The following is a 7,655-nucleotide window of genomic DNA, read 5'->3' on the forward strand; positions in this document are numbered from 1 at the left end:
AGGAGGACAGATGCAACTTCAAGACAAGGTCGCAGTCATCACCGGTGGCACAGCTGGACTTGGCCGCGGGATCGCCGAAGCCTTCCTCCGCGAAGGCGCCAAAGTGGTGCTCAACGGACGCTCGCAGACCAAGGGTGACAAGGTCCTGGCCGAACTCGGCGCCGGCGACCAAGCGATGTTCCGCCAGGGCGACGTGATGGTCAAGACCGACATCGAGAGCCTGATCGATTTCGCGGTCGAGCACTACGGTCGAATCGACATCATGGTCAACAACGCCGGTGGCGCCAACGACTTGCAGCCCGTCGTCAACACGACCGACGAGGAGTGGGACGCCAACATGAAGTGGAACGTCTACTCGACGTTCTACGGCACCCGCCGCGCGCTACAACACATGATCCCCCAAAAATCTGGGCGAGTGATCAACATGTCCTCCGTCGAGGGCAAGCACGGCAAAGCCGTCATGGCCGGCTACGTCACCGCCAAGCACGCCATCAACGGCTTCACCAAGTGCACCGCCAAAGAAGTCGGCACCGACGGCATCACCGTCAACGCCCTGTGCCCCGGCCTGGTCATCACCGACATCATCCGCAAAAACGGCCCACAATCGGCAGCCGCCATGGGCATCTCATTCGACGACATGATCAACCTGTTCGCCCAAGAATCGGCCATCAAACGCCCCAACACAGTCGAAGAGGTCGCCGCGATGGCCGTACTACTCGCCTCCGACATAGGAGCCGGCATCACCGGCGCTCTGCTATCCATCGACGGCGGCACCGCCGCCTACTAAATGTCTGGGCGAAGCTGGTCAGTCAAGCGAGACGATCCGTTCCGAGACCACCTGGACGGCGGCCCGCAGAGCCTTCGGCGACCGGCGGCTCAGCGGCCCGCCGTCGAGTCGCATCGGATGGATAGCTATCAGCATGCTGATCAGGGTACGTACCGACAACCGGGAGGCCGCGTGGGCCGCGACCGCCGTCCTGTGTCGACGCTCCTCCGGTGGGGTCTGCCGCGCGTAGACGTACGCGCGCTGGATGTGCTGCTCCTCGAATTCACGACGCAGCACCTGAGCCTGCTGCGTCGTGCCGGGCAGGTGGGTATAGAGGATGCGGGCGTGGTCGGGGTGCTGCCCGATCCAGTCCCAGGCGGCCGCAACGATCAGGCTCAGGGCGCCGGACTGCTCACCCTCCGGGCGCGTCTTCTCCATAGCCTCGTCCATCTCGACGATGACGGTATGAAGCGCGACGTTGAACAACTCGTCCTTGCCCGCGAAGTGGTAGTAAACGGCCGTCGGCACGACACCCGCCTCGTCGGCGACGTCCTGGATTATCGTCTCGACGTAGCCGTTGCGCGAGAAGACTCTGATGGCCGCATCGACAATCTCGTTACGGCGGGACGGGCGGTGCGCCGGCAATTTAGCTGGGGTCCCTCCGGTGATGATGCGATCGAGCATCGGTCACCCCTTTCGTCGAGTGCTGACCTTCAGGGCGCCACAAGCGCCCAGGCGACTAGTCTCCCCCTGTGACGATGCCACGGAAACGCCCGGCGCACCGCCCCTCCAGACGCACCGCAGTCGTCAAGTCCGCGATGAGGCTGTTCGCGGCACCCACCGCGGCTGCCGTCACGGTCGCCGAAATCGCCGAGGCCGCAGACATGACGACGGCGGCCGTCTACTACCACTTCGCCTCGAAGGACGACATTTTGCTCGAGGGGTTGCGAGGGTTTGGCGAGGCCCTCGTGGCGCAGTCCCGGCAGCTGCAGCAGGAGGCTGCGGCCGACGGCACCTCGATCGGCCTTCTACCTGCTCGGCTTCTGGCCTGGCTCGACGGGCGCCGCGATGAGGCAACGGTCTGGTTTGTCACGTCGGCAGGCGTCAGTCTCGTCGTCGAGCAACTCCGACGAGAGCTGCGCGGAGAGCTTGTATCAATCCTCATTCAAGCCGCCAAAACTTCCCGTCCGGACGGCGGCGTAGCCGAACTCTCCGTCATCGCGGTCGCCCTACTGTCACTACTTGAGACAGTAGCTGCCTCGTGGCTGACCCAGGACGAGTCGTTCACCGGCCTCGGGCGCCGAAAGTTTCTGGAAGAGACGTGCGTCCTGGCGGAGCGAATTACTGGAGTTTGACGGGCTTGCCCGCCCCGTTCCCGCTGCGGCGATTCCCAGTGGGCTGTTGTTCGCCTCGTGGGAGCAAGTGGTTGGCGGCGCCAGAAATCCGAGCCCGTTCAGCTGCTTCTGCGGTCACCGGTGCGACTGGCGACTCTCGACGGCCGTGGAGTGGTTTAAGCACACCTTGCGAAAACGATCGTCTGACGTGCGCACCGCCACCGCCACCGAAGCTGACAGATGCCCGTGACCGACTCAGTGCCGGTGCTCGCAGGCCGGCTCGACGTCGCCGAGGTGCTCGCAAGCTGTGACAACACGCTCGACCCGGGGCGGTGGACCTGCTTGCAACAGCCATCCCGTCCGATTGTCCGACCTAATGCGGTTCCGTCGGGATACCCACCGCTGTGAAGGCGATTGCCATCCGTCGCGCGACCGACGACCTGGACGCGACCCAAGGTGTCGTCGAAGGCCACTAGGTGCAGGTGAAGGGTGGCACCGCGACGGCTCAGTTCCCCTCATCATCCAGGCCTTCCGTGCTGGCCGGTCGCGAGAGCTACCTGCGGGGCGGGCGTTACGTCCACCAGATCGCCCGGAACCCGGAGCCCGCTCGACTGACGAAGCACTCTTGGTCCGATGCACCGGTTGTCCGCGGGGCCCCTGGTAACCGGTATTTCCTTCGGTAGGTCCAGATGCCCGCTGCCGGGGCGGTATGGCAGGTAGTCTGCTCAGCTAGCCGGGACGGTCGACTTACCGGCGGGCTGGGCGGCCGAGGTAGGCCCCACCGCGTGGTTCGACGAGACGGGGCCCTGAGCTGTGTTCGCGCCGGTGACAGCGTTGTCCGTTGCAGCAGATTGCCGCTAGAGGCTGAGGATGGTCACCCGGCCGGTCGACCCGTCGACCTCGACCTCGGCGCCGTTCGGAATTCGCCGCGTGGCGTATCTGACGCCGGCGGCGCACGGAATGCCGAGCTCGCGGCTGACGATCATCGCGTGGCTACCCAGCGCTCCAACGTCGACGATGACGGCGCTCGCCACCATGAACAGCGGCGTCCACGAGGGGTCCGTCTGCGGGGCGATGAGCACCTCGCCCGGCTGAAAGTCCGCGATACTGGCCGTGTCGTAGACGATCCTGGCACGGCCGCGCGCGACTCCGGCCGAGGCCGGTCCACCGATCAGCACGTCGCCGGGCTTCACCGGCTCGACGGCAACCTGGGTTTTGCGTGGTAGCTCGTCGAGCGGCACGACGCCCGTGCGCGAGTCGACGAAGGTCGGCAGTTCCAACAGGAAGAGCTTCTTCCAGGCCTGCTCACGCTCGATGAGCACCTGCTTGAGTCTGCCCGGCTCGGCGATAAGGATGTCGAGCTCGTCGTCGGTGGCCATGAATAGCTGACGGGGGCTGTCGAGGTGCCCCTCGGCGTGCAGGCGCCGGGCCAGTTCGGTCAACGCCATGCGAGACTCGTGCAGCACTTTGATGCAATTAGTTTTGGCGCGCTCGCGCCAAGACCCGAAGCGGCGGGCCGAAGCGGCGGCAAGGTGCAACGTCGCCACCGCCGCCTCGTTCCCATCGAGGAGCATCACCGCGCGTTGCATGGCAGCGGTGGCGTCGCGCTCCCTTTCCTTCTGCTTGTTCGCCGGCGCCACCTCGTCCCCGAGCTGGCGCAGCCGATCAATGAGACTCAGGGCCAGCTCTGGACGAGTCTCCCAGGAGTCGGCTCCGAGGTCCCACTCGCTCGGCCCGCGGTACCCAAAGTCGCGCAAGAAGCTCGCAAACGCAGTCGTGAAGGTCCTGAAACCCTCGAGGCGGTCAGCCAGCCCATCCACACTCCGGTCAAACTCTGCTGTAAGTGCCGCGTCGCCTCGCACGGTGCGCGAGAGCTCCCACAGGGCAAACGAAGGCGCTGCGGAGTCCACGTCGCCGGCCTGGCCGATGACCTGAACGACCAGTGACGGATCGGCCTCGCCGAGAAGCTGGCTAAGGACGGCCGGGCCAGTTGCGGCCTGGTTGCCTGCGATCGCCTCAGATCGCCAGCACAACCGCTCGATCGGCATGAGCGATCGGGCGTACATAACCAGCGCCGCCGGGGTCAATGACCCGAGGTCAGGGCGTTGCGTGCGACACCGGTCGGCCATCAGACGCTCCTCCTCCAGCTCCGGGAACGTCTCCGTGGTCAGCACCCATTGGGTACGCGCCGCCATCCGCTCACTCAACAGGGGGTTGACATCCTCGGGCGTCTCGTCATGTGGTGGGGAGTCGATACTGAAGAAGGCGGCGTCGATCGCCTTCCAGCCGATTCCTGCTCGGATACCAACAATCCGGGCGTTGGACTGGTTGACGTAGAGGTGCCCGTAGAAGAAGCCAGCCACCGGGGCGGTGCTCTCGTCAACGAACTCGGACGGTAGGAAGGCGTCGAGAGCGACGCAGCCGGCCGCCCAGCCCGGGAGGATATGTGGAATCCACGAGAAGCTCGCGCCCAGTGGCGTGATCGGGTCCGGCAGCACGTCGTTCGCATTAAGCCGGGTGTAGAGGGGGAAGCGCCTACTGGGCTTCGTGTCGATCAACCAGCCCTGCTCAGACATGCGCGGTTCTCCTCGATGCGATCAGGGGCGTTCGAAGCGCCGGATTGAACACCGGACACTCATCATTGAGACTGTAAGGCTTGATAACTTACTAGGCCAGAGACCTCAGCTGCGAATTCGGACGAAAAATCAGACAAACGTAACCTTCTATATGCGCCACTCGAAGAATTGCAGGCTCCTGTTGGGCGTGAATCACCAAGCAGTGGACGGTCGCCTCCAGATTACCGACGAGCGTCCGCTCGGCCGGATGCTAGAGCATCGGCCCTCGGCGCAACCCCAACGGAACGACCGTGCCGATTGGTGACAGCAAGGAAGTAGGCATTTCTGTCCAACCGGACCTCGCGAGTCAGGGGAAGTGCAGCCAACAAGATGCGAAATGGGGTTCTGCCGCGACGGAGCCTGGTCCGCACAATCAGACCACGATCTCGCCACCGTCTACGACCAGCGTTTCTCCGGTCACGAAGCTGGCGTCGTCGGAGAGCAGAAAACAGATGGTCGCAGCGACCTCTTCAGCCGCGGCTACTCGCTTCTGAATGTTGCCCTTGCCGAACACTTCGGCACCCTTGGCCATATCGCCACCGCCCCGGGCCACCATGATTGGCTCGGTCATACCCGATTGCGTTCGACCGGGTGCGACGCAGTTCACCCGGATCTCCGGGCCCGTCTCCAGCGCAAGCTGCCGGGTGAAGCCGACGATGGCGCCCTTCGCCGCTCCGTACGGCACGTTGTTGCGCTGCGCTACGAAGGCAGAGACCGACGCGACCGTCACAATGGCCCCACCACCCCGCTGCCGCAGGAGCGGGAGCGCGTGCTTGCATACGAGAAAAGTGCCCCCCGCATGCACGGTCAGCATGCGGTTCCAGCGCTCGAACGACCACTCCTCGATCGGGCCGAACCCGGCGTGCCCAGCGGCGCTGAGGACTGCGTCCACGCCACCAAGTTGCTCGACCACCAATTGCAGCGCGGCTTGCACTGACGCCTCGTCGGAAACGTCGCAGGCCACACCGATGGCACCCTCGAGTTCGGACGCCACCGCCTTTGCCCGCTCCTCGTCGAGGTCGGCGACCGCGACGCGACCGCCTTCGGCGGTGAAGCGACGAGCGACTGCTGCTGCGATGCCGGAGCCGCCTCCGGTGGCGAACAGGACCTGGTCGGCGAAGCGCAAGGGGGACTCCAGAGGTCGGATCAGTGACGGCCCAAGGACCATCTGAACTAGTAAGAGTCTAAAGAAACACACCGGAGCAGGCATGTCAACGCCGCGCGTGGTGACACGCGGCGCGTCACGTATGGTGCGGCTCGCGGCCATTCCACGACAATGACGGACGCCGCGCTGTTGAACAGCTCGTTGACCTGGACCGGAACGCCGCCCAGCTGCAGGTCCTCCTCCCCAGTCATGTCGCGGGCCGCGGGGGTCCTCGCCGTGACCGCGAAGGACCGGGGGCAGCGTCGAACGACTGCACCTCCCTGAGGAGAACTTAGGCCTTCAACATCGCGAGCAGCCGGTGTGTTGACACTGACGCGTCTCTCGACCTTGACCTAGAGCCAGTAATCCGCCCCGGTCCGAGGGGAACAGCGACGCGCCGGAACCCAGCCGGGTGTCGCACATGGAGCAAAGAGCTCGTCCTGCTGGTCGGGTGGTAGCTGGCCGGACCGACGCACGGCTACGCGCCAATACGCAGCGGAGGTTCTGGTCTTCGTCGAGTACGGCAGCACCGATGTGGTGGGCTGTGAAGCGGTCCTGCGCCGCGAGTGACTGTGTGTCTCACATTTGGCCGGTTGGCCCTGAGCAAGTGACAGCGGCGCACTCGCCGGCCTCGCACCTCCACTCGCAGGTTGCCGGCAAAGGCCACCTAAAAGCTGAAGAAGGCCCAGGGGCAGGTCTACGCGGAGCCGGCCGTACGGCAACTCGCCAGGACGTACGCGACGCCGAAGATCGGAGGAGAGGCCCGAATGCTTTTGAACGCGCCACCCCGGAAAGCGATTACCACGCCACCGTCGACAACATGGTCAGTGGAGCAGTCCTGCTGGGCCTTCACGACCACGACCGCCAACCGGTGCTCACCCGGGCGACGCTCCCGGCGAACAAGGCGTCGGCGTCCAACCCTGTGCGTCAGGAACACCACCCCGCAGCCGGGGACCCTCAGCGGTGCTGACAAGGACAAGCTTCTTGGCGACCCAGCACACACCTGGGCCAGCCTGCCTGCCGCTAGGGTGCACCCGACTCAGGAACACGATGCACCAGCAACTGCGCCTCTCCGGCAAGGCTGGGACTACGGCGCAGAGTGTCGCCATCCGGCCGATACGAAAACACTGTTTGGGCAACAGTTTAGGGTCTGATTCCTCCGTGTCGGAGGAATCAGACCCTAACCAGAATCAAACGCTGTAGCGGGGGCAGGATTTGAACCTGCGACCTCTGGGTTATGAGCCCAGCGAGCTACCGAGCTGCTCCACCCCGCGCTGTTGGTGTGAGCCAAAGACTACCGGAGAGCGCAGCGCGGGTGCAAATCGCCCCCGTCCCCACCGGCGTGACCTGGGCCAACCGGCGGCACGCCCCCCCAGGTGGGCGGTGGGGGGCGTTGGGCGGCTACCCGGTGGGCGTGGCGCTGGGCGACACGGTCTGCCCGGTGGCCTGCTGATAGGCCTGTACGGCGACCTCGAGCTGGGTCAGCGCCGTCCCCAGCCGGCCGAGGTCACCGCTGGTCTGGCCCGACCTGACCGCGGCCAGTGCGGCACTGAGCCCCACCACCGCCTGCTCGGCGGTGCCCGAACCCGACGGCGCCGCCGAGGTCGACGGTGGGGCGGTCGTCGGGGTAGCGGACGGCGCCGTTGTGGCCGACGCCCCGCCGCCCGCCGGCGGAGTGGCCGTCGCTCCCCCACCGGGCCCGAACACCTGCGTCAGTGCGTCGGCCAGGTTCGTGGCGAACCCCACCCGGGTGTTGTAGCTGACGATGACCCGCGCCAGCTGCGGGAACGACGACG

General features: G+C 65.6%; 5 protein-coding genes, 1 tRNA gene and 1 pseudogene. 2 read left to right on the forward strand and 5 right to left on the reverse strand.

Features of this window, described 5'->3' with window-relative positions:
- Positions 1–787, forward strand: a 787-nt coding sequence (locus H7290_RS10655) for an SDR family NAD(P)-dependent oxidoreductase (RefSeq protein WP_290513991.1), incomplete at its 5' end; no start/stop codon positions are given.
- Positions 788–805: 18 nt separating this feature from the next.
- On the opposite strand, the gene H7290_RS10660 is transcribed toward H7290_RS10655, so the two are convergent.
- Positions 806–1,450, reverse strand: coding sequence for a TetR/AcrR family transcriptional regulator (locus tag H7290_RS10660; protein WP_290513992.1), 645 nt, complete (start codon positions 1,448–1,450; stop codon positions 806–808).
- A gap of 74 nt (positions 1,451–1,524) precedes the next feature.
- Between H7290_RS10660 and H7290_RS10665 the strand changes: the two genes are divergently transcribed.
- On the forward strand, positions 1,525–2,121 hold the full coding sequence (locus tag H7290_RS10665; RefSeq protein ID WP_290513995.1) for a TetR/AcrR family transcriptional regulator: 597 nt from the start codon (positions 1,525–1,527) through the stop codon (positions 2,119–2,121).
- Between the two features lie 836 nt (positions 2,122–2,957).
- On the opposite strand, the gene H7290_RS10670 is transcribed toward H7290_RS10665, so the two are convergent.
- The 4 genes and pseudogenes from H7290_RS10670 to H7290_RS10685 form a co-directional block, all read right to left on the reverse strand.
- Positions 2,958–4,676, reverse strand: coding sequence for a PEP-utilizing enzyme (locus H7290_RS10670; RefSeq protein ID WP_290513993.1), 1,719 nt, complete (start codon positions 4,674–4,676; stop codon positions 2,958–2,960).
- A 412-nt stretch (positions 4,677–5,088) separates the two neighbouring features.
- Positions 5,089–5,982, reverse strand: coding sequence for an SDR family NAD(P)-dependent oxidoreductase (locus tag H7290_RS10675; protein WP_290513994.1), 894 nt, complete (start codon positions 5,980–5,982; stop codon positions 5,089–5,091).
- Between the two features lie 1,077 nt (positions 5,983–7,059).
- A tRNA-Met gene (locus H7290_RS10680) sits at positions 7,060–7,133 on the reverse strand.
- A gap of 127 nt (positions 7,134–7,260) precedes the next feature.
- Positions 7,261–7,655, reverse strand: a pseudogene (locus H7290_RS10685) (hypothetical protein); the annotation flags it as partial.

Origin of the sequence: Aeromicrobium sp. (assembly GCF_014378035.1) — a bacterium.
In the GTDB taxonomy this organism is placed as follows: domain Bacteria; phylum Actinomycetota; class Actinomycetes; order Propionibacteriales; family Nocardioidaceae; genus Aeromicrobium.

Bases quoted from the DNA above. Each gene is read 5' to 3' on its own strand.
- H7290_RS10665 (WP_290513995.1), top strand. From the start codon at position 1,525: ATGCCACGGAAACGCCCGGCGCACCGCCCCTCCAGACGCACCGCAGTC.
- H7290_RS10660 (WP_290513992.1), bottom strand. From the start codon at position 1,450: ATGCTCGATCGCATCATCACCGGAGGGACCCCAGCTAAATTGCCGGCG.
- H7290_RS10670 (WP_290513993.1), bottom strand. From the start codon at position 4,676: ATGTCTGAGCAGGGCTGGTTGATCGACACGAAGCCCAGTAGGCGCTTC.
- H7290_RS10675 (WP_290513994.1), bottom strand. From the start codon at position 5,982: ATGGCCGCGAGCCGCACCATACGTGACGCGCCGCGTGTCACCACGCGC.